General features: G+C 56.6%; 17 protein-coding genes and 1 other annotated feature. Of the genes, 14 read left to right on the top strand and 3 right to left on the bottom strand.

The features are described from left to right. The first annotated feature begins 23 nt into the window (after positions 1–23). Positions 24–2,435 carry a DNA topoisomerase (ATP-hydrolyzing) subunit B gene (gene gyrB, locus INF61_RS11645; protein ID WP_003861119.1) on the top strand — a complete coding sequence of 804 codons (2,412 nt, stop codon included), beginning with the start codon at positions 24–26 and terminating at the stop codon, positions 2,433–2,435. A gap of 33 nt (positions 2,436–2,468) precedes the next feature. Here gyrB and INF61_RS11640 read toward each other — a convergent pair whose 3' ends face one another. Further along, the gene (locus tag INF61_RS11640; protein ID WP_017383699.1) at positions 2,469–3,404 is read right to left on the bottom strand and encodes a LysR family transcriptional regulator; all 936 of its coding nucleotides are present in this window, start codon (positions 3,402–3,404) and stop codon (positions 2,469–2,471) included. 113 nt (positions 3,405–3,517) lie between these two features. On the opposite strand from INF61_RS11640, the gene INF61_RS11635 reads away from it, so the two are divergent. The 8 genes from INF61_RS11635 to INF61_RS11600 all read left to right on the top strand — a co-directional run bounded on the left by INF61_RS11635 (position 3,518) and on the right by INF61_RS11600 (position 11,742). Then, entirely contained in the window at positions 3,518–4,543 is a 1,026-nt protein-coding gene (locus tag INF61_RS11635; RefSeq protein WP_017383698.1) for an NAD(P)-dependent alcohol dehydrogenase, read from the top strand. Between the two features lie 113 nt (positions 4,544–4,656). Beyond that, positions 4,657–5,469: a sugar-phosphatase gene (gene yidA, locus INF61_RS11630; protein WP_017383697.1), complete on the top strand. Its 813-nt coding sequence runs from the start codon at positions 4,657–4,659 to the stop codon at positions 5,467–5,469. A gap of 226 nt (positions 5,470–5,695) precedes the next feature. Beyond that, positions 5,696–6,385: a D-galactonate utilization transcriptional regulator DgoR gene (gene dgoR / locus INF61_RS11625; RefSeq protein WP_003861109.1), complete on the top strand. Its 690-nt coding sequence runs from the start codon at positions 5,696–5,698 to the stop codon at positions 6,383–6,385. After that, a complete protein-coding gene (locus tag INF61_RS11620; protein WP_003861107.1) occupies positions 6,382–7,260 on the top strand; it encodes a 2-dehydro-3-deoxygalactonokinase in 879 nt (292 codons plus the stop codon). The genes dgoR and INF61_RS11620 overlap by 4 nt, the downstream gene beginning before the upstream one ends. Then, entirely contained in the window at positions 7,244–7,861 is a 618-nt protein-coding gene (locus tag INF61_RS11615; RefSeq protein WP_023295663.1) for a 2-dehydro-3-deoxy-6-phosphogalactonate aldolase, read from the top strand. The genes INF61_RS11620 and INF61_RS11615 overlap by 17 nt, the downstream gene beginning before the upstream one ends. Continuing rightward, on the top strand, positions 7,858–9,006 hold the full coding sequence (dgoD, locus tag INF61_RS11610; protein ID WP_003861103.1) for a galactonate dehydratase: 1,149 nt from the start codon (positions 7,858–7,860) through the stop codon (positions 9,004–9,006). The genes INF61_RS11615 and dgoD overlap by 4 nt, the downstream gene beginning before the upstream one ends. Positions 9,007–9,123: 117 nt before the next feature. Beyond that, positions 9,124–10,461 carry an MFS transporter gene (locus INF61_RS11605; RefSeq protein WP_015570129.1) on the top strand — a complete coding sequence of 446 codons (1,338 nt, stop codon included), beginning with the start codon at positions 9,124–9,126 and terminating at the stop codon, positions 10,459–10,461. A 51-nt stretch (positions 10,462–10,512) separates the two neighbouring features. Then, a complete protein-coding gene (locus INF61_RS11600; protein ID WP_072204021.1) occupies positions 10,513–11,742 on the top strand; it encodes a DUF3748 domain-containing protein in 1,230 nt (409 codons plus the stop codon). On the opposite strand, the gene INF61_RS11595 is transcribed toward INF61_RS11600, so the two are convergent. Next, positions 11,739–12,071: a YceK/YidQ family lipoprotein gene (locus INF61_RS11595; RefSeq protein ID WP_017383693.1), complete on the bottom strand. Its 333-nt coding sequence runs from the start codon at positions 12,069–12,071 to the stop codon at positions 11,739–11,741. The two genes, INF61_RS11600 and INF61_RS11595, sit on opposite strands and share 4 nt — an antisense overlap. A gap of 247 nt (positions 12,072–12,318) precedes the next feature. After that, positions 12,319–12,393 (top strand) — a sequence feature (ROSE (Repression Of Heat Shock gene Expression) occurs in the 5'-region of heat shock genes and acts as an RNA thermometer to modulate expression.). Between INF61_RS11595 and ibpA the strand changes: the two genes are divergently transcribed. The 3 genes from ibpA to INF61_RS11580 all read left to right on the top strand — a co-directional run bounded on the left by ibpA (position 12,387) and on the right by INF61_RS11580 (position 15,215). Then, entirely contained in the window at positions 12,387–12,797 is a 411-nt protein-coding gene (gene ibpA / locus INF61_RS11590; RefSeq protein ID WP_006177605.1) for a small heat shock chaperone IbpA, read from the top strand. Its footprint overlaps the feature before it by 7 nt. A gap of 136 nt (positions 12,798–12,933) precedes the next feature. Continuing rightward, positions 12,934–13,362, top strand: coding sequence for a small heat shock chaperone IbpB (gene ibpB, locus INF61_RS11585; RefSeq protein ID WP_015570126.1), 429 nt, complete (start codon positions 12,934–12,936; stop codon positions 13,360–13,362). 191 nt (positions 13,363–13,553) lie between these two features. After that, complete coding sequence (locus INF61_RS11580; RefSeq protein ID WP_017694020.1) at positions 13,554–15,215, top strand: putative transporter; 1,662 nt, start codon at positions 13,554–13,556, stop codon at positions 15,213–15,215. Here INF61_RS11580 and INF61_RS11575 read toward each other — a convergent pair. Further along, complete coding sequence (locus tag INF61_RS11575; RefSeq protein WP_017383690.1) at positions 15,183–15,929, bottom strand: GntR family transcriptional regulator; 747 nt, start codon at positions 15,927–15,929, stop codon at positions 15,183–15,185. The two genes, INF61_RS11580 and INF61_RS11575, sit on opposite strands and share 33 nt — an antisense overlap. Positions 15,930–16,151: 222 nt before the next feature. Between INF61_RS11575 and INF61_RS11570 the strand changes: the two genes are divergently transcribed. Next, on the top strand, positions 16,152–17,774 hold the full coding sequence (locus INF61_RS11570) for an alpha-glucoside-specific PTS transporter subunit IIBC (RefSeq protein WP_015570124.1): 1,623 nt from the start codon (positions 16,152–16,154) through the stop codon (positions 17,772–17,774). After that, positions 17,771–19,093 (top strand): 6-phospho-alpha-glucosidase, encoded by a 1,323-nt coding sequence (locus tag INF61_RS11565; RefSeq protein ID WP_015570123.1) that lies wholly within the window; start codon positions 17,771–17,773, stop codon positions 19,091–19,093. Before INF61_RS11570 ends, INF61_RS11565 begins: the two co-directional genes overlap by 4 nt. The last annotated feature ends 13 nt before the right edge of the window (positions 19,094–19,106 follow it).

The following is a 19,106-nucleotide window of genomic DNA, read 5'->3' as shown; positions in this document are numbered from 1 at the left end:
GTTGAAATGAGCGAGAAACGTTGATGTCGAATTCTTATGACTCCTCCAGTATCAAAGTCCTGAAAGGGCTGGATGCGGTGCGTAAGCGCCCGGGTATGTATATCGGCGACACGGATGACGGCACCGGTCTGCACCACATGGTATTCGAGGTGGTAGATAACGCTATCGACGAAGCGCTCGCGGGTCACTGTAAAGACATCGTGGTCACGATCCATGCGGACAACTCCGTGTCCGTTACCGATGACGGTCGTGGTATCCCAACCGGTATTCACCCGGAAGAGGGCGTATCTGCTGCGGAAGTCATCATGACCGTTCTGCACGCAGGCGGTAAGTTCGATGATAACTCCTATAAAGTTTCCGGCGGTCTGCACGGCGTAGGCGTATCCGTAGTAAACGCCCTGTCGCAGAAGCTGGAGCTGGTTATCCAGCGCGAAGGCAAAATTCACCGTCAGATCTACCAGCACGGCGTGCCTGAAGCGCCGCTGGCCGTCACGGGCGATACCGAGAAAACCGGTACCATGGTGCGTTTCTGGCCGAGCCTCGAAACCTTCACCAACGTCACCGAATTCGAGTACGACATTCTGGCGAAACGCCTGCGTGAACTGTCGTTCCTGAACTCCGGTGTGTCGATTCGTCTGCGCGACAAACGCGACAACAAAGAAGACCACTTCCATTACGAAGGTGGTATCAAGGCGTTCGTTGAGTATCTGAACAAGAACAAAACGCCAATTCACCCGAATATCTTCTACTTCTCTACTGAAAAAGACGGTATCGGCGTGGAAGTGGCCTTGCAGTGGAACGACGGTTTCCAGGAAAACATCTACTGCTTCACCAACAACATTCCACAACGCGATGGCGGTACGCACCTGGCGGGCTTCCGCGCGGCGATGACCCGGACCCTGAACGCCTACATGGACAAAGAAGGCTACAGCAAAAAAGCGAAAGTCAGCGCCACCGGTGACGATGCCCGTGAAGGCCTGATTGCCGTGGTCTCCGTGAAGGTGCCGGATCCGAAGTTCTCCTCACAGACCAAAGACAAGCTGGTCTCTTCTGAGGTGAAATCGGCGGTTGAACAGCAGATGAACGAACTGCTGAGCGAATACCTGCTGGAAAACCCGTCCGACGCGAAAATCGTGGTGGGTAAAATTATCGATGCGGCGCGTGCCCGTGAAGCGGCGCGTAAAGCGCGTGAAATGACCCGTCGTAAAGGCGCGCTGGACCTGGCAGGCCTGCCGGGCAAACTGGCTGACTGTCAGGAACGCGACCCGGCGCTGTCTGAACTGTACCTTGTGGAAGGGGACTCCGCGGGCGGTTCTGCGAAGCAGGGCCGTAACCGCAAGAACCAGGCGATTCTGCCGCTGAAGGGTAAAATCCTTAACGTTGAGAAAGCGCGCTTCGACAAGATGCTCTCTTCTCAGGAAGTGGCGACGCTCATCACCGCGCTCGGCTGCGGCATTGGTCGCGACGAGTACAACCCGGACAAACTGCGCTATCACAGCATCATCATCATGACCGATGCGGACGTCGACGGCTCGCACATTCGTACGCTGCTGTTGACCTTCTTCTATCGTCAGATGCCGGAAATCGTTGAGCGCGGCCACGTTTACATTGCCCAGCCGCCGCTGTACAAAGTGAAGAAAGGCAAGCAGGAACAGTACATTAAAGATGACGACGCGATGGATCAGTACCAAATCGCGATCGCCCTTGATGGTGCGACCCTGCACGCAAATTCCAGCGCGCCAGCGCTGGCCGGTGAGCCGCTGGAGCGTCTGGTCTCCGAGTTCAACGCCACGCAGAAAATGATTGGCCGTATGGAGCGTCGCTATCCGAAAGCGCTGCTGAAAGAGCTGATTTACCAGCCGACCCTGACCGAAGCCGATCTGAGCAACGAGCAGACCGTCACCCGCTGGGTGAACACCCTGGTGAGCGAGCTGAACGAGAAAGAGCAGCATGGCAGCCAGTGGAAGTTCGACGTTCAGCAGAACGCTGAGCAGCAGTTCGAGCCGATCGTCCGCGTGCGTACCCACGGCGTCGATACCGACTACCCGCTGGAGCACGAATTTGTGACCGGTCCGGAATACCGCCGTATCTGCACCCTCGGCGAGAAGCTGCGCGGTCTGATCGAAGACGATGCGTTTATCGAACGTGGCGAACGTCGTCAGCCGGTAGCCAGCTTCGAACAGGCGCTGGAGTGGCTGGTGAAAGAGTCCCGTCGTGGTCTCTCTATTCAGCGTTATAAAGGCCTGGGCGAAATGAACCCGGATCAGCTGTGGGAAACCACCATGGATCCGGAAAGCCGTCGCATGCTGCGCGTCACCGTTAAAGACGCAATCGCAGCGGATCAGCTGTTCACGACCCTGATGGGCGATGCGGTTGAACCACGTCGCGCCTTCATCGAAGAGAACGCCCTGAAGGCGGCGAATATCGATATTTAATCGTCGCTTTACGACAGCATAACTGGCCGCGCTTCAGCGCGGCTTTTTTATGGACGCAGGAAACTCCAGCGACATCACTGCCGGTAAACGTTTGACCAGCATATCTATGGCAATTCTTACCCTTAGCGGCAGGTGTGGCGTCTGCTGCCAGACGGCATGAACGTCGAAGCGTACATCCGGGGCCTGCTTTAAGAGCGGGACAAGATCTCCCTGCTGAATTTCTTTAATGACCATCCAGCAGGGTAACCATGCAAGGCCGTGGCCGGCCAGCGCCGCGTCGCAGATCGCCTGCAAATCATCCATATTGAGCGATGAGCGGGGAATAAACGTGCGCGACGTGCCATCGTAATCCATCAGCTGCCAGGGTAGGACTCTGCCCGCACGCGTGTAGTTAATGGCCGTATGCTGGCGTAGATCATCAACGGTTTGCGGCTGGCCATTCTTAAACAGATAATCCGGCGCGGCGCACAGCACCATCCGGTGCTCCCCCAGCCTTCTGGCGACCAGCACGCTGCTGTCAGCCAGAGCGCCATTGCGCACCGCCATATCAAACCCTTCTTCCACGAGATCCACGACGCGGTCGCTGAAGGACATTTCAAGCTCAAGCCCGGGATGCTCCTGCGCCAGCTCTATTAGCAGCGGGGCGATACACTGGCGACCAAACAGCACCGGCACGGCAACACGCAGCCGACCGCTGACCTGATGTTTTCCGGTTTCAAGCTGCGATTCAGCGCCACGGATCTCCTCCAGCGCGCGCAGGCAGCGTTCATAAAAAAGCGCGCCGTTATCGGTCAGCCTCTGACTGCGGGTGGTCCGATGAAACAGACGAACCCCCAGCCTCTCTTCAAGACGAGCAATGCTTTTTCCTACCGCCGAGCGCGACAAATGCAGACGGACGGCGGCCTGGGCAAAACTTCCTGCCTCAACGGAGGCAACGAAAACGGGAATATCTTTCAGCGTATCGGTCATGGACGGATTGTGTCAATTTGGTCATCAATGAAGGGAAAACTTATCGCCACTGGCGACGCTGAGTCAACGGTAGACTGTCAGAACTGAAAATCATCTGATGACAGGAGAAAAAAATGACTGAAACAATGCAACGCTGGTCAATGGATGCCCTTGGTCGTGAAAGCCTCAGGCTCGTTCAGGAGCCTGTTCCACAGCCAGGCCCGGGGGAGGTTCGCGTAAGGGTTAAAGCCGTTGCGCTCAACTACCGGGATAAAATGGTGATTGAAGGCACGATGCCGATTCCGCTTTCCTTCCCGTTTACCCCAGCATCTGACATGGCAGGCGTAGTGGACAGCATCGGCGAAGGCGTTACGCGTTTCAAGCCCGGCGCACGCGTCATCTCAACCTTCTTCCCGGAATGGATCGACGGCAAGCCGCAGGCAGACGCGCGCGATTTGCCCTATAAAACGTCCGGTGGATACTTCCAGGGCATGCTGGCCGAATATGTGATTGTGAGTGAAAACGCGCTGGTGGCGTCCCCGGAAAGCCTGGATGACGCTGAGGCCAGCACGCTTCCTTGCGCGGGGCTCACCGCCTGGTTTGCGCTGGTGGAACGTGGTCAGCTGCGCGCCGGGCAATCGGTGCTGGTACAAGGGACGGGCGGTGTGGCGCTATACGCTTTGCAGATAGCAAAAGCGCACGGCGCAGAAGTTATTGTTACGTCGGGGAGTGATGAAAAACTGGCGCGGGCCAAAAAGCTGGGGGCCAGCCAGGGCATCAACCGACTGAAAGGCGACTGGGCTGAAAATACGCTGGCACTGACGCAGGATCGCGGCATCGACCATATTATCGAAACGGTGGGTGGGGAGAACCTGAGACATTCCCTGCGCGCCGTTGCCGTTCATGGGCGGATATCGGTCATTGGCGTGCTGGCCGGGACAGAAATTTCTCTGCCTGCAAGCGAGCTGTTGCTGAAATCTCCCGTCATTCAGGGGATTGGGGTTGGACACCGCCGGGCGCTGGAAGATTTTGTCCGTGCTGTTGATGTCACGGAGTTAAAACCGGTGATTGAGCATCGCTACCGCTTTGACGAGCTGGAACAGGCGCTTGAACATCTGGATCGCGGTGCGTTTGGCAAAATCGTTCTCACCCGCGAGTGAGTTCCCGTTCCCGGGATAAACGTAAAAGGGGCTTTTTGTTGCGCAAGGTAGCTCTATTTTTGTGTGCTTAATCGCGTTAGCATGAGGTAGCACTCATTTATCCCGGGGACCTCATGGCTATCAAACTCATTGCAATCGATATGGACGGCACGCTGCTGCTGCCAGACCACACTATCTCTCCTGCCGTTAAAAATGCGATCGCCGCCGCACGCGAAAAAGGCGTGAACGTGGTGCTCACCACCGGACGCCCGTATGCCGGGGTGCACAGTTACCTGAAAGAGCTGCACATGAACCAGCCTGGCGATTACTGCATCACCTATAACGGCGCGCTGGTGCAAAAGGCAGCCGATGGCAGCACGGTGGCGCAAACTGCACTGAGCTATGATGACTACCGTTTCCTGGAAAAACTCTCCCGCGACGTGGGCTCTCACTTCCACGCGCTCGATCGCAATACGCTTTACACCGCCAACCGCGATATCAGCTACTACACGGTGCACGAGTCCTACGTTGCAACCATTCCACTGGTGTTCTGCGAAGCGGAAAACATGGACCCGGCAACCCAGTTCCTGAAAGTAATGATGATCGACGAACCCGCGATCCTCGACAAAGCCATCTCACGCATTCCGGCTGAGGTAAAAGAGAAATACACCGTGCTGAAAAGTGCGCCGTACTTCCTCGAAATTCTCGATAAACGCGTCAATAAAGGCACGGGCGTCAAATCGCTTGCCGATGCGCTGGGCATCAAGCCTGAGGAGATCATGGCGCTGGGCGACCAGGAAAACGATATTGCGATGATCGAATATGCGGGCATGGGCGTGGCGATGGATAACGCCATCCCGTCGGTAAAAGAAGTGGCGAACTTCGTGACTAAATCTAACCTGGAAGACGGCGTTGCCTGGGCGATCGAGAAATTCGTTCTGTCGTAACAAGTGCTTTGAAAGATTAGCCCCGGTTATTAACCGGGGCTTTTTTTGGCCCTGAATTTATCAAATTGTTCTTTTTGTGATCTGGATTGTAGTACAACATTAATTGATTGTACTACATTGTCACCACGGCAAAGACGAAAGGCCTCACGTTTGTACTGCAAAAGTGAGGCGAAATTCAGCGGTCGCGGTAAAGTAGTGATGGACTTACAGAGCACAAGGACTCTCCATGACACTCAATAAAACCGATCGCATTGTCATCACGCTGGGCACTCAGATTGTGGGTGGCAAATACGTTCCCGGTTCGCCGCTGCCAGCAGAGGCGGAACTGTGCGAGGAGTTTGAAACCTCGCGCAACATCATTCGGGAAGTGTTCCGCTCGCTGATGGCGAAGCGGCTGATTGAAATGAAGCGCTATCGCGGCGCGTTTGTGGCGCCGCGTAACCAGTGGAACTACCTCGATACCGATGTTCTGCAATGGGTGCTGGAAAACGACTATGACCCACGGCTCATCGGCGCGATGAGCGAAGTCCGAAATCTGGTGGAACCGGCCATCGCCCGCTGGGCGGCAGAGCGCGCAACGTCAGGTGACCTGGCACAGATTGAGTCGGCTTTAAACGACATGATCGCCAATAACCAGAATCGGGAGGCGTTCAACGAAGCGGACATTCGTTACCACGAAGCGGTATTGCAGTCGGTGCATAACCCGGTTTTACAGCAGCTTAGCGTGGCGATCAGCTCGCTACAGCGAGCAGTATTTGAACGTACCTGGATGGGCGATGAGGCCAACATGCCGAAAACGCTTCAGGAACATAAAGCGCTGTTCGATGCGATACGGCATCAGGACGGCGATGCGGCAGAGCAGGCGGCGCTGACCATGATCGCCAGCTCGACACGAAGGTTGAAGGAAATCACATGACATCACGCTACATCGCAATTGACTGGGGATCGACCAATCTGCGCGCCTGGCTCTACCAGGGTGAGCAGTGCCTGGAAAGCAGGCAATCAGAAGCAGGTGTGACGCGCCTGAACGGTAAATCCCCCGCAGCGGTGTTAGCAGAAGTGACACAAAACTGGCGCGACGGTACTACGCCAGTGGTGATGGCCGGAATGGTCGGCAGTAACGTGGGCTGGAAGGTCGCGCCTTACCTGTCGGTTCCGGTGCATTTCACCGCCGTTGGCGAGCAGTTAACGTCCGTTGGCGACAATGTCTGGATTATTCCCGGTTTATGTGTCTCTCGCGACGATAACCATAACGTGATGCGCGGCGAAGAGACGCAGCTGCTCGGGGCGCGCACCCTTTCTCCTTCTTCTGTCTACGTCATGCCCGGGACGCACTGCAAATGGGTCCAGGCGGATGCTGAGCAAATTCATGATTTCCGCACCGTGATGACCGGCGAACTGCACCACTTGCTGCTTAAGCATTCGCTGGTGGGGGCCGGTTTGCCGGAGCAGACCCCTTCGCCGGAAGCTTTTGCCGCCGGGCTTGAGCGCGGGATCGCATCCCCTGCCGTTTTGCCGCAACTTTTTGAGGTTCGCGCCTCGCACGTGCTGGGAAATCTTCCGCGCGAACAGGTCAGCGAATTTCTGTCCGGCCTGCTGATTGGCGCAGAAGTCGCCACTCTGAGCGACGCGTTCGCCGGGCAGCAGGCCATCACGCTCGTCGCGGGTTCATCGCTGACGTCTCGTTACCGCCAGGCGTTCCACGCTATCGGACGGGATGTTGCTGCGGTGGAAGGCGACACGGCATTTCAGGCAGGCATAAGGAGCATCGCTCATGCAGTGGCAAACTGAACTTCCCCTGATCGCGATTTTGCGCGGTATCACGCCCGGTGAGGCCTTAGCGCACGTTGGCGCGGTGATCGACGCCGGGTTCGACGCGGTGGAAATCCCGCTCAACTCCCCGGAGTGGGAAAAAAGCATTCCGGCAATTGTGAAGGCGTTTGGTGATAAGGCGCTGATTGGCGCAGGCACCGTGCTGCAACCGGAGCAGGTGGATGAACTGGCGAAAATGGGCTGCAAGCTTATCGTCACACCGAATATCAACCCCGAGGTGATCCGCCGGGCGGTGGATTACGGCATGACCGTCTGCCCGGGTTGCGCCACGGCCACAGAAGCCTTTGCCGCCCTCGATGCGGGCGCACAGTCTCTCAAAATTTTCCCGTCGTCGGCCTTTGGTCCGGATTACATCAAAGCGCTGAAAGCGGTCTTACCCGCCAGCGTGCCGGTCTTTGCCGTGGGCGGCGTCACGCCGGAAAACCTGGGCCAGTGGATGAGCGCGGGCTGTGTGGGCGCGGGGCTGGGCAGCGATCTCTATCGTGCCGGTCAGCCCGTTGAGCGTACCGCACAGCAGGCGGCAGCATTTGTGAAAGCGTATCGAGAGGCAGTGCAATGAAAATAACCAAACTCACCACGTACCGTTTACCCCCGCGTTGGATGTTCCTGAAAATCGAAACCGACGAAGGCGTGGTTGGCTGGGGCGAGCCGGTGATTGAAGGCCGTGCGCGCACCGTTGAAGCCGCGGTGCACGAGCTGGGCGAATACCTGATTGGCCAGGATCCGGCACGCATCAACGACCTGTGGCAGGTGATGTACCGCGCGGGCTTCTACCGCGGGGGGCCGATTCTGATGAGCGCCATCGCCGGTATTGATCAGGCGCTGTGGGATATCAAAGGCAAAGTGCTGAATGCCCCGGTCTGGCAATTAATGGGCGGCCTGGTGCGCGACAAAATCAAAGCCTACAGCTGGGTGGGCGGTGACCGCCCTGCGGAAGTGATCGACGGTATCCGGCAACTGCGCAACATCGGTTTTGACACCTTCAAACTCAACGGCTGCGAAGAAATGGGCGTTATCGACAACTCGCGCGCGGTAGACCGGGCGGTGAATACCGTGGCGCAAATCCGTGAAGCCTTCGGCAACGAGATTGAGTTTGGTCTGGATTTCCACGGCCGCGTCAGCGCGCCAATGGCCAAAGTGCTGATTAAAGAGCTGGAGCCGTATCGCCCGCTGTTTATCGAAGAGCCGGTGCTGGCCGAGCAGGCGGAATACTATCCGAAACTGGCTGAACAGACGCACATTCCCATCGCGGCGGGGGAACGCATGTTCTCGCGCTTCGAGTTTAAACGCGTGCTGGAAGCGGGCGGTATTGCGATCCTGCAACCGGACCTCTCCCACGCGGGCGGCATCACCGAATGCTACAAAATTGCCGGAATGGCAGAAGCCTACGATGTGGCGCTGGCGCCGCACTGTCCGCTTGGGCCGATTGCGCTGGCGGCCTGCCTGCACGTCGACTTCGTCTCCCGCAATGCGGTGTTCCAGGAACAAAGCATGGGCATTCACTATAACAAGGGCGCGGAGCTGCTCGACTTTGTGAAAAACAAAGAAGACTTCAGCATGGAAGGTGGTTTCTTTAAACCGTTAACGAAGCCGGGCCTTGGCGTGGAGATCGACGAAGCTAAAGTCATTGAGCTGAGTAAAAGTGCGCCGGACTGGCGTAACCCACTGTGGCGTCATGAAGACGGTTCCGTAGCCGAGTGGTAAATCGCCGGATGGCGCTACGCTTATCCGGCCTACTCTCTCGTAGGCCCGGTAAGCGAAGCGCCACCGGGCAAAAAAAACGTACATAGAAAAAATATAACCCTCTGTAAATTACAGGGCATGGTGAGCGGCTTCGCTATGCCCAAAATCTGGAGACAGATTGCGATGGATATTCCAGTTACTGCTGCAAAAACCGGGCGTCGTCGTTACCTGACGCTGATCATGATCTTTATTACCGTGGTCATCTGTTATGTCGACCGCGCCAACCTTGCCGTGGCATCGGCTCATATTCAGGAAGAGTTTGGCATCACCAAAGCGGAAATGGGCTACGTCTTCTCGGCGTTTGCCTGGCTGTATACGCTCTGTCAGATCCCCGGTGGCTGGTTCCTTGACCGCGTGGGTTCACGTCTGACCTACTTTATCGCTATTTTTGGCTGGTCCGTGGCGACCCTGTTCCAGGGCTTCGCCACCGGGCTGATGTCGCTGATTGGCCTGCGCGCCATCACCGGGGTGTTTGAAGCGCCGGCGTTTCCGACCAACAACCGCATGGTGACCAGCTGGTTCCCTGAACACGAACGCGCTTCCGCTGTTGGTTTTTACACCTCCGGGCAGTTTGTTGGTCTGGCGTTTCTGACGCCGCTGTTAATCTGGATCCAGGAGCTGCTGAGCTGGCACTGGGTGTTTATCGTCACCGGCGGGATCGGCATTATCTGGTCGCTCATCTGGTTTAAGGTTTATCAGCCGCCGCGCCTGACCAAAAGCATCACCAAAGCCGAACTGGACTACATCCGCGACGGCGGTGGCCTGGTGGATGGCGATGCGCCCGTGAAAAAAGAGGCGCGCCAGCCGCTGACCAGAGCGGACTGGAAGCTGGTCTTCCACCGTAAGCTGGTGGGCGTGTATCTGGGACAGTTCGCGGTGACCTCCACGCTGTGGTTCTTCCTCACCTGGTTCCCGAACTATCTGACCCAGGAAAAAGGTATTACCGCGCTGAAGGCGGGCTTTATGACCACCGTACCCTTCCTTGCGGCGTTTTTCGGCGTCCTGCTCTCGGGCTGGCTGGCGGATAAGCTGGTGAAAAAAGGTTTCTCGCTGGGCGTTGCGCGTAAAACGCCGATTATTTGCGGACTGCTGATCTCTACCTGCATCATGGGAGCGAACTACACCAACGATCCGGTGTGGATCATGACCCTGATGGCGGTAGCGTTCTTCGGAAACGGTTTTGCCTCCATCACCTGGTCGCTGGTGTCGTCCCTGGCGCCGATGCGTCTGATCGGCCTGACTGGTGGCGTGTTTAACTTCGTTGGCGGCCTGGGCGGGATCACCGTACCGCTGGTCATCGGTTACCTGGCGCAGGACTACGGCTTTGGTCCGGCTCTGGTGTATATCTCTGCCGTGGCGCTGATCGGGGCGCTCTCCTACATCCTGCTGGTCGGCGACGTTAAACGAGTAGGCTAATCCCTTCGGATGTTTTACCCTGATGCGATAACCGCGCATCAGGGTATTTTCATGAAACAAATCACCTTCGCTTCCCGCAACCACCAGCTCACCAACATCAACACCTGGACGCCAGACAGCCAGTGGCTTGTCTATGATGTCCGCCCGTCCGGCGCGTCGTTTACCGGTGAAACCATTGAGCGGGTCAATGTTAGTACGGGCGAGGTTGAGGCGATCTACCGTGCGACTGACGGCGCGCATGTCGGCGTGGTAACCGTTCATCCGGCGCAGGACAAATATGTTTTTATCCACGGCCCGAAAAACCCGGATGCAGACTGGCAGTATGATTTTCACCATCGTCAGGGGGTGATTGCGCACAATGGTCAGGTGAGCAATCTTGATGCGATGGATATCACCGCGCCTTACACCGCAGGCGCGCTGCGTGGCGGCAGCCACGTCCACGTTTTTAGCCCGAACGGGCAGTTCGTCAGCTTTACCTACAACGACCATGTGCTGCACGCGCGCGATCCGCAGTTGGATTTGCGTAACGTCGGGGTGGCGGCGCCTTTTGGCCCAGTAAACCCACAGGGGAACCATCCGCGGGAATATGCCGGCACCTTCTGGAGCGTACTGGTAAGCCGTACAACGCCGAACCCGAAACCGGGCAGCGATGAGGTAAACCGCGCCTATGAAGAGGGCTGGGTGGGCAACGACAGGCTGGCGTTTATCGGCGATACGGTGTCTGCGAAAGGCGAGAAAGTGCCCGAACTGTTTATTGTCGATCTCCCCAAAGACGAGCAGGGCTGGAAACGGGCGGGCGATGCGCCGTTGCAGGGAACGCCTGATACAATGCCCGCGCCGCCTGCGGGCGTAACGCAACGTCGCTTAACCTTCACCCATCAGAAGGCGTATCCGGGGCTGGTGAACGTACCGCGCCACTGGGTGCGCAGCAATCCGCAGGGGACGCAGATTGCGTTTTTAATGCGGGACGATAACGCCGTTGTGCAGCTGTGGCTTATCTCCCCTGAGGGCGGCGAGCCGCGTCAGCTAACCCACACTGAGCGTGATATTCAGTCGGCCTTTAACTGGCATCCTTCCGGCAACGGGCTGGGATTTGTGCTTGCAGGCCGTATTGCCTGCTGCGATGCGCAGACCGGAGAGGTGACGTTTTTGACGTCCGATCACGGCAATCCGCCGTCTGCTGACGCTGTGGTGTTTTCCCCGGACGGACGATTTATTGCATGGATGGAAGAGAAGGACGGTTTCCGCCAGCTGTGGCTAACGGAAACCGCACAGAATTAGCGTGGAGGCATCTCTGCGGGCGGGATGACGGAATTGGTCGCCAGCTTTTCCTGCTCGCTTTTCTCAACGCGCGAACGCACTGAGCTGTCGGTGCGGAACATATCCCACGGCAGCAGAAGCGTATCGGCAACCGCCGTAAACGGCATATCAAGAATCGCCAGAGATTTGGTACCCCAGTTTGTCTCATCATCAGAGATCATTGCGGCACTGGCGCGCGTCCCCGGATATGTTCCTTCTTTACCGCCGGTGTGCGACATCACGCTCGAACACCCGCAAAGTAAAACAACCCCGCTGAACGACGCCAGCTTAATCAGAACATTTCTCATCATCACTCAGTCATCTTTAGTAGCACGGCATTGACCTGCAACTCAGGGTTATAGCGAGGCGCGTCCAAAATGGATAGCTCAAAACTCCCGCACTGTGGTCGTCATCGCAATTTAACCCTTTGTGCTGTGCCCCTGAGTCTATGCGACAACCAGCAAAGTGCAAAAAAATCTCACATCAACAGTCTTGAAAAGGCCGTATCCAGACCCATTTTAAGAATGTAACCCGATAACGGACACGCCTGATGGGTGTTCGGGGAAGCAGAAGCCTGTCCATGGTGGAAGGCTACATTTTCTCGCTGATTTCAGGAGCATTTATCCATGCGTAATTTCGATCTCTCTCCGCTATACCGTTCTGCCATTGGTTTCGATCGTCTGTTCAACCACTTAGAAAACAACCAGAGCCAGAGCAACGGCTATCCTCCTTACAACGTTGAACTGGTTGACGAAAACCACTATCGCATTGCGATTGCTGTTGCCGGTTTCGCAGAGAGCGAACTGGAGATCACCGCGCAGGACAATCTGCTGGTGGTGAAAGGCTCCCATACGGCCGAGCAGAAAGAACGAACCTACCTCTACCAGGGCATCGCAGAGCGCAACTTTGAGCGCAAGTTCCAGCTGGCTGAGAACATCCACGTCAAGGGCGCGAACCTGGTGAACGGCCTGCTGTTTATCGAACTGGAACGTGTGATTCCGGAAGAGAAAAAACCGCGTCGTATCGAAATCAACTAATTACGCGGGTCGCGTGAGCGGCCCACCCGAACTTGCTTGCCGTAACGGGAGCATATGCGAATCCGCAAGGGTTTGCAGGTACAACTGTGCACAAAATTAAACTGTGCCGAACTCGCTTCTCAGAAGGAGATTTAGTATGCGTAACTACGATTTATCCCCCCTGCTGCGTCAGTGGATCGGTTTTGACAAACTGGCTAACGCGCTGCAAAGCGCAACCGAACAGCAGACCTTTCCGCCGTACAACATCGAAAAAAGCGATGATAACCACTACCGCATCACGCTTGCGCTGGCCGGGTTCCGCCAGGAAGATCTCGACATCCAGCTTGAGGGTACGCGCCTGACCGTGAAAGGGTCACCGGAAAAACCAGACACCGAGACCAAATGGCTGCATCAGGGGCTTGTCACTCAGCCGTTTAGCCTGAGCTTTACCCTGGCAGACCATATGGAAGTTTCTGGCGCGACGTTCACTAACGGGCTGCTGAACATTGACCTCACCCGTAACGTGCCGGAAGCCATTGCGCCTCAGCGCATCGCCATTAGCGAACGCCCGGCGTTGAACAGCTAAACCACGTTTTTGCCGGGTGGCAAACCTGCCGATCCTGTAGGTCGGGTAAGGCGCAGCCGCCACCCGACTCGCTCACAGATGCCATGAAGCCCTGCCCCGGCAGGGCTTTTTTGTGCGCCATCGCCCATACAACCGCCGTCAGCTCTGAGAGAATCCTTAGCATAACTATGGTTATACACAGGATGTGGATCATGAGTGATATCGCGTTAACCGTTAGCGTGTTGGCCCTTGTCGCGGTAGTGGGGCTATGGCTGGGGAATATCAAAATCCGCGGCGTCGGATTTGGCATCGGTGGGGTGCTGTTCGGCGGGATTTTTGTCGGCCATTTTGCCGACCAGCTTGGGTGGGTGCTCAGCGCCGATATGCTGCATTTCATCCAGGAGTTCGGCCTGATCCTCTTTGTGTATACCATCGGTATTCAGGTGGGGCCGGGCTTCTTCGCTTCCCTGCGCGTCTCCGGTTTACGCCTTAATCTCTTTGCCTTCGGCATCGTCGTGATGGGGGGGCTGGTTACCGCCATTCTGCATAAACTCTTCGCGATTCCGCTGCCCGTCGTGCTGGGCATCTTCTCCGGCGCCGTCACGAATACGCCCGCGCTCGGGGCGGGCCAGCAAATTCTGCGCGATCTGGGTATCCCTGCTGATGTCGTCGATCAGATGGGGATGAGCTACGCCATGGCCTATCCGTTTGGCATTTGCGGTATTTTGCTCTCGATGTGGCTGGTGCGCGTGCTGTTCCGCGTTAACGTCGAGCAGGAGGCAAAAGAGCATGAAAGCACGCTGACCAACGGCCATGCGCTCATTAAAACTATCAATATTCGCGTCGAAAACCCTAATCTGAACAATATGGCGATTCAGGATGTTCCCATTCTGAACAGCGCGACCATTATCTGTTCCCGCCTGAAACGTGATGAAACGCTGATGGTGCCTTCACCGGATACCCTTATTCAGCACGGCGATCTCCTGCATCTGGTAGGGCAACCGGCGGATTTAAACAATGCCCGGCTGGTGATTGGTCAGGAGGTGGATACCTCACTCTCAACCCGTGGAACGGACATGCGCGTGGAGCGGGTGGTAGTGACCAATGAGAAGGTTTTGGGCAAGAAAATACGCGATTTGCAGGTTAAAGAGCGTTATGACGTGGTGATCTCCCGGCTTAACCGCGCCGGTGTCGAGCTGGTGGCCAGCCAGGATGCCAGCCTGCAATTCGGTGATATTCTCAACCTCGTCGGGCGTCCCTCATCCATTGATGCCGTAGCGGACATGGTGGGCAACGCCCAGCAAAAACTCCAGCAGGTGCAGATGCTGCCGGTCTTTATCGGCGTCGGGCTTGGCGTCATGCTTGGCTCCATCCCCCTGTACGTGCCCGGCTTCCCGGTAGCACTGAAGCTGGGTCTGGCAGGCGGGCCGCTCATTATGGCGCTGATCCTCGGGCGTATCGGCTCCATCGGTAAGCTCTACTGGTTTATGCCGCCGAGCGCTAACCTGGCGCTGCGGGAGTTGGGCATCGTGCTGTTTCTGGCGGTGGTGGGGCTGAAATCCGGCGGCGATTTTGTCGATACTCTGGTCAACGGCGAAGGGATGAGCTGGGTAGGATACGGCATATTTATTACCGCTATCCCCCTGATAACGGTCGGATTACTGGCACGTATCTTCGCTAAAATGAACTATCTCACGTTGTGCGGCATGCTGGCCGGTTCCATGACCGATCCGCCCGCGCTGGCGTTCGCCAATAACCTGCACGCCACCAGCGGCGCGGCGGCGTTGTCCTACGCCACGGTTTATCCGCTAGTGATGTTTCTGCGCATCATCACCCCGCAGCTACTGGCGGTGCTGTTCTGGGGGATGGGCTAATAAGTCTTCCGGGTGGATGCGCCGCAAATGGTAGTCCACCTGGTAATCGCTGGTGTTCCGGAACATCACGGAATAATTGAGGAACTCGCCGCTGTCGCTGTAGGAAAGGGAGGTGATGCGCAGCAGCGGCGTCTGTTCCGGCACATTCATATAACCGGCCAGCTGTTTATCTGCCAGCACCGGCGTCAGGCTCTCGTAGTTGCCGCTGATGGTGATCCCGCATTCCTTCTCGATGTAATCAAACTTAGATCCTTCGAGATGCGCCAGGGAAAGATTGCGGAACAGCTTCACCGGCATAAAGCTGTCCTCCAGCATCAGCGGTTTTCCGTCCACGTAACGCACCCGCCTTGAAAAATAGATCCGCTCATCAACCTGAATCCGCAGCTGGCTGGCGATGGCGGGCGGCGCGGGCATCACTTCAAACTGCAACACCTTGCTCTGCACTTCTTTCCCCTGCTGGCGCAGCACCTCCACCAGCCCGGTCAGGTTAGTCGTTTCATGATGAACGTCTTTGCGCGCCACGAACGTCCCGCTGCCGTGTCGACGTTCAACCAGCCCCCAGCTTACCAGCAGATCCAGCGCCTTGCGGATGGTCATCCGGGCTACGCCAAACTCCTTTGCCAGCGCTTTTTCTCCGGGTAACGGACTGCCAATGTTGTAGTCCGAGGAATTCAGCCGCAGCCGCAGCCGATCGGCAATTGATTTGTAGATCACCAGTAGACCTCTCTGCGCACATCATGGCGTGGATTACGTCTTAACTTGTCTATGTTTAGTTTAAAAAGTAGACCTGATTGGTCAAATTAAAACCATGAATGCGATCACGAATCGCAGCGGCATACCATGTTGCCGCATCAGTAAGTTCTTATGCTCACCTCAGGCCAGTAAAAAACCATAAAGGCCTCTATCCCCTACAGGTTGTTTCATGAGGATTTAAAAATGCTCAGTCAAATACAACGTTTTGGCGGCGCCATGTTCACCCCGGTTTTGCTGTTTCCCTTTGCCGGGATCGTGGTTGGGATCGCCATCATGCTTCGCAATCCGCTGTTTGTCGGTGAGGCCTTAACCGCGCCGGATAATCTGTTCGCGCAAATTGTTCACATCATCGAAGAGGGCGGCTGGGCGGTGTTCCGAAATATGCCGCTGATTTTTGCTGTCGGCTTACCGATTGGCCTGGCAAAGCAGGCGCAGGGCCGCGCCTGTCTGGCGGTGCTGATTAGCTTCCTGACCTGGAACTACTTTATCAACGCGATGGGGATGACCTGGGGTCACTTCTTTGGCGTCGACTTCTCTGCTGAACCCACTGCCGGCAGCGGGCTGGCGATGATTGCCGGAATCAAAACGCTTGATACCAGCATCATCGGGGCGATTATCATTTCCGGGCTCGTCACCGCCATCCACAACCGATTTTTCGACAAGCCGTTGCCGGTCTTTCTGGGGATTTTCCAGGGCACCTCGTTTGTCGTTATCCTCGCGTTCTTCGTCATGATCCCTTGCGCCTGGCTGACGCTGCTGGGATGGCCGAAAGTGCAGATGGGCATTGAGTCGTTGCAGGCCTTTCTACGTACCGCTGGCGCGCTGGGCGTATGGGTTTATACCTTCCTGGAACGCATTCTGATCCCAACCGGATTACACCACTTTGTCTACGGCCCATTTATCTTCGGCCCGGCTGCGGTAGAAGGCGGCATTCAGGTCTACTGGGCACAGCACCTTCAGGAATTCAGCCAGAGCACTGTGCCGCTGAAAACGCTGTTCCCGGAGGGCGGATTCGCGCTGCACGGCAACTCTAAGGTGTTTGGCTCAGTCGGTATTGCGCTGGCTATCTGGTATACCGCGTCGCCGGAGAACCGCGTCAAAGTGGCAGGTCTGCTGATCCCGGCCACGCTTACCGCCGTGCTGGTGGGCATTACCGAACCGCTGGAGTTCACCTTCCTGTTTATCTCGCCGTTGCTGTTTGCCATCCACGCCGTGCTGGCCGCAACGATGGCGACGGTGATGTATACCTTCGGGGTGGTGGGGAACATGGGGGGCGGTCTGCTGGACCAGTTCCTGCCGCAAAACTGGATCCCGATGTTCCATAACCACGCCTCGACGGTATTCACCCAGATTGGCATCGGCCTCTGCTTCACCGCTCTCTATTTCGTGGTTTTCAGGACGCTTATCGAACGTCTGAATCTCAAAACGCCGGGCCGGGAAGAGAGCGAAATCAAACTCTACAACAAAGCCGACTATAAGGCCGCGCGCGGGCAAACCACCGCCCCGGCGGCAGCCAGCCAGCAGGTCGGGCAGGCTGCTGGGTTCTTACAGGCGCTCGGCGGTGCAGCAAACATCGAAAGTATCAATAACTGCGCCACCCGCTTGCGTATCGCCCTGGTGGATATGACGAAAACCCAAAGCGACGACGTCTTCAAAGCCCTGGGCGCACACGGTGTGGTGCGGCGCGGCAACGGCATACAGGTGATTGTCGGTCTGCACGTTCCTCAGGTGCGCGACCAGCTGGAATCGCTGATGAAAACCCCCTTAACAAACGAACAAACCACTCTGACAGAGGCTATATCATGAAAAAATTCTCAGTTGTTATTGCAGGCGGCGGCAGTACATTCACGCCTGGTATCGTCCTGATGCTGTTAGCCAACCGTGACCGTTTCCCGCTGCGTGCGCTGAAGTTCTATGACAATGACGGAGCACGTCAGGAGATCATCGCCGAGGCGTGCAAAATCATCCTTAAGGAGCAGGCGCCGGAGATTGAATTTAGTTACACCACCGATCCTGAAGCGGCCTTTACCGATGTGGATTTCGTGATGGCGCATATTCGCGTGGGCAAATACCCCATGCGTGAAAAAGATGAAAAAATCCCGCTGCGCCACGGCGTGCTGGGCCAGGAAACGTGCGGGCCGGGCGGCATCTCCTACGGCATGCGCTCCATCGGCGGCGTGCTGGAGTTGGTGGATTACATGGAGCAGTACTCCCCGAACGCGTGGATGCTGAACTACTCCAACCCGGCGGCGATTGTTGCGGAAGCCACGCGCCGCCTGCGTCCGAACGCGAAAATTCTCAACATCTGCGACATGCCGATCGGCATTGAAGGACGTATGGCGCAAATCGTCGGCCTGAAAGATCGCAAAGAGATGCGCGTGCGTTACTACGGTCTGAACCACTTCGGCTGGTGGACGTCGATTGAAGATCTGAACGGCAACGATCTGATGCCGAAACTGCGCGAATACGTGGCGAAAAACGGTTATGTTCCGCCTTCGGAAGATGCGCATACTGAAGCGAGCTGGAATGATACTTTCGCCAAGGCTAAAGACGTACAGGCGCTGGATCCGGACACCATGCCGAACACCTACCTGAAGTATTACCTGTTCCCGGACTATGTGGTCGCCCATTCCAACCCGGAGCGTACCCGCGCCAATGAAGTGATGGATCACCGTGAGAAGCATGTATTCAGTTCATGCCGGGCGATTATCGAAGCCGGTCATTCTTCTGCCGGTGAACTGGAAATCGACGAACATGCGTCGTACATCGTCGATCTGGCGACCGCGATCGCCTTTAATACCCAGGAACGCATGCTGCTGATTGTGCCTAACAATGGGGCTATCCATAATTTTGACGCCGACGCGATGGTAGAAATTCCGTGTCTGGTCGGCCACAACGGACCGGAGCCGCTGACCGTGGGTGATATTCCGCACTTCCAGAAAGGGCTCATGAGCCAGCAGGTGGCGGTGGAAAAACTGGTGGTGGACGCCTGGGAGCAGCGCTCGTATCAGAAACTATGGCAGGCGATTACCCTGTCGAAAACCGTACCGAGCGCGTCGGTGGCGAAGGCGATTCTGGACGATCTGATTGAAGCCAACAAAGAGTACTGGCCGGAACTGCATTAATTTTCCTGACCGG

It is taken from the genome of Enterobacter cloacae complex sp. P18RS (assembly GCF_014982105.1).
GTDB classification, from domain to species: Bacteria; Pseudomonadota; Gammaproteobacteria; order Enterobacterales; family Enterobacteriaceae; genus Enterobacter; species Enterobacter hormaechei_C.
The sequence above is the reverse complement of the archived record's forward strand: the minus strand, read 5'-3'. Positions and strand labels throughout refer to the sequence as shown.

What these genes read in the sequence shown, in the direction of transcription:
- gyrB (WP_003861119.1), top strand. Translation starts at nt 24, where the DNA reads ATGTCGAATTCTTATGACTCCTCCAGTATCAAAGTCCTGAAAGGGCTG.
- INF61_RS11640 (WP_017383699.1), bottom strand. Translation starts at nt 3,404, where the DNA reads ATGACCGATACGCTGAAAGATATTCCCGTTTTCGTTGCCTCCGTTGAG.
- INF61_RS11635 (WP_017383698.1), top strand. Translation starts at nt 3,518, where the DNA reads ATGACTGAAACAATGCAACGCTGGTCAATGGATGCCCTTGGTCGTGAA.
- yidA (WP_017383697.1), top strand. Translation starts at nt 4,657, where the DNA reads ATGGCTATCAAACTCATTGCAATCGATATGGACGGCACGCTGCTGCTG.
- dgoR (WP_003861109.1), top strand. Translation starts at nt 5,696, where the DNA reads ATGACACTCAATAAAACCGATCGCATTGTCATCACGCTGGGCACTCAG.
- INF61_RS11620 (WP_003861107.1), top strand. Translation starts at nt 6,382, where the DNA reads ATGACATCACGCTACATCGCAATTGACTGGGGATCGACCAATCTGCGC.
- INF61_RS11615 (WP_023295663.1), top strand. Translation starts at nt 7,244, where the DNA reads ATGCAGTGGCAAACTGAACTTCCCCTGATCGCGATTTTGCGCGGTATC.
- dgoD (WP_003861103.1), top strand. Translation starts at nt 7,858, where the DNA reads ATGAAAATAACCAAACTCACCACGTACCGTTTACCCCCGCGTTGGATG.
- INF61_RS11605 (WP_015570129.1), top strand. Translation starts at nt 9,124, where the DNA reads ATGGTGAGCGGCTTCGCTATGCCCAAAATCTGGAGACAGATTGCGATG.
- INF61_RS11600 (WP_072204021.1), top strand. Translation starts at nt 10,513, where the DNA reads ATGAAACAAATCACCTTCGCTTCCCGCAACCACCAGCTCACCAACATC.
- INF61_RS11595 (WP_017383693.1), bottom strand. Translation starts at nt 12,071, where the DNA reads ATGATGAGAAATGTTCTGATTAAGCTGGCGTCGTTCAGCGGGGTTGTT.
- ibpA (WP_006177605.1), top strand. Translation starts at nt 12,387, where the DNA reads ATGCGTAATTTCGATCTCTCTCCGCTATACCGTTCTGCCATTGGTTTC.
- ibpB (WP_015570126.1), top strand. Translation starts at nt 12,934, where the DNA reads ATGCGTAACTACGATTTATCCCCCCTGCTGCGTCAGTGGATCGGTTTT.
- INF61_RS11580 (WP_017694020.1), top strand. Translation starts at nt 13,554, where the DNA reads ATGAGTGATATCGCGTTAACCGTTAGCGTGTTGGCCCTTGTCGCGGTA.
- INF61_RS11570 (WP_015570124.1), top strand. Translation starts at nt 16,152, where the DNA reads ATGCTCAGTCAAATACAACGTTTTGGCGGCGCCATGTTCACCCCGGTT.
- INF61_RS11565 (WP_015570123.1), top strand. Translation starts at nt 17,771, where the DNA reads ATGAAAAAATTCTCAGTTGTTATTGCAGGCGGCGGCAGTACATTCACG.